Source organism: Sphingomonas sp. S-NIH.Pt3_0716 (genome assembly GCF_003950715.1).
GTDB classification, from domain to species: Bacteria; Pseudomonadota; Alphaproteobacteria; order Sphingomonadales; family Sphingomonadaceae; genus Sphingobium; species Sphingobium yanoikuyae_A.
Genome location: NZ_QLJK01000108.1, coordinates 1 through 1,143 on the forward strand (window position 1 = coordinate 1; position 1,143 = coordinate 1,143).

Sequence of the window (1,143 nt, forward strand, 5' to 3'; positions counted from 1 at the left end):
CAGCGCCTTGTCCTCGAACGCGGCGATCGCATGGCCGAAACCATACCAGCCCGGCAGCATCACCCGCGCCTGCGCCCAGCTGAACACCCAGGGAATGGCGCGCAGATCCTCGATCGCGGTGCTCTTGGTCCGGCTCGCCGGACGCGACCCGATCTTGAGGCCGGAGATTTCCTGGATCGGGGTGAGCTGGCGGAAGAACTCCTTGAACCCCTCGGTGCCGTAGACCAGATCGCGATAGGCGGTGAAGGCGTTCTTCGACAGCTCGTCCATCGCCGCGGCAAAGCGGGCGGCATCCTTCGCCGACACGCCTTCGGGTTCCAGGCTGGCCAGCAGGGTCGCGCTGGTCATCGCTTCCAGATTGGTCATCGCCACGTCGCGCGTGCCGAACTTGGCCGCGATCACCTCGCCCTGCTCGGTGATGCGGATGCGCCCCTGCACGCTGCCGCGCGGCTGCGCCTGGATCGCCTTGAACGCCGAACCGCCGCCGCGCCCGACCGCGCCACCGCGACCATGGAACAGCTGCATCGCCGCCCCGGCCTCGGCAAATACCGGCTCCAGCGCCTGGCTCGCCTTGTAGAGGCTCCAGGTCGAGGTGATGTAGCCGCCATCCTTGTTGCTGTCGGAATAGCCGATCATCACTTCCTGATGGCCGCGCGCCTGCACCACCCCGGCAATTTCGGGCAGGCCGAAATAGGCGGTCATGATCTTGGGCGCGGCCTCAAGGTCACCGATCGTCTCGAACAGCGGGATCGACATGATCGCCGCCTTGGCCGGGTCGCCATTTTCCGGCGCGCGCCACAGGCCCGCCTCCTTCAGCAGGATATTGACCTCCAGCATGTCGGACACGCTTTCGGCCTTGGAAATGATATAATGGGTGATGCACTGCGGCCCATAGGTGCGGTGCGCCTCGGCGGCGGCATGGACGATCGCCAGTTCCGACGCCGTTTCCTCGGAATATTCCGAAAAGCGCGTGCCGAGCGGCCGGTTGGTCGCCAGTTCCCTGCGCAACAGGGCGATACGGGCAAATTCGTCGAGCCCGGCATAATCCGCCTCGACCCCGGCGACCTTCAGCAGTTCGGCAACGACGCGCTGATGCACATCGCTATTCTGCCGCATGTCGAGCGTGGCGAGATGGAAGCCGAA

Annotated in this window: 1 protein-coding gene; it reads right to left on the minus strand. The window is 65.5% G+C overall.

Translation table 11 applies throughout. The features are described 5' to 3' along the window. Nucleotides 1–1,143, minus strand: a 1,143-nt coding sequence (locus BRX37_RS26245) for a phosphoenolpyruvate carboxylase (RefSeq protein WP_125990365.1), incomplete at both ends; no start/stop codon positions are given.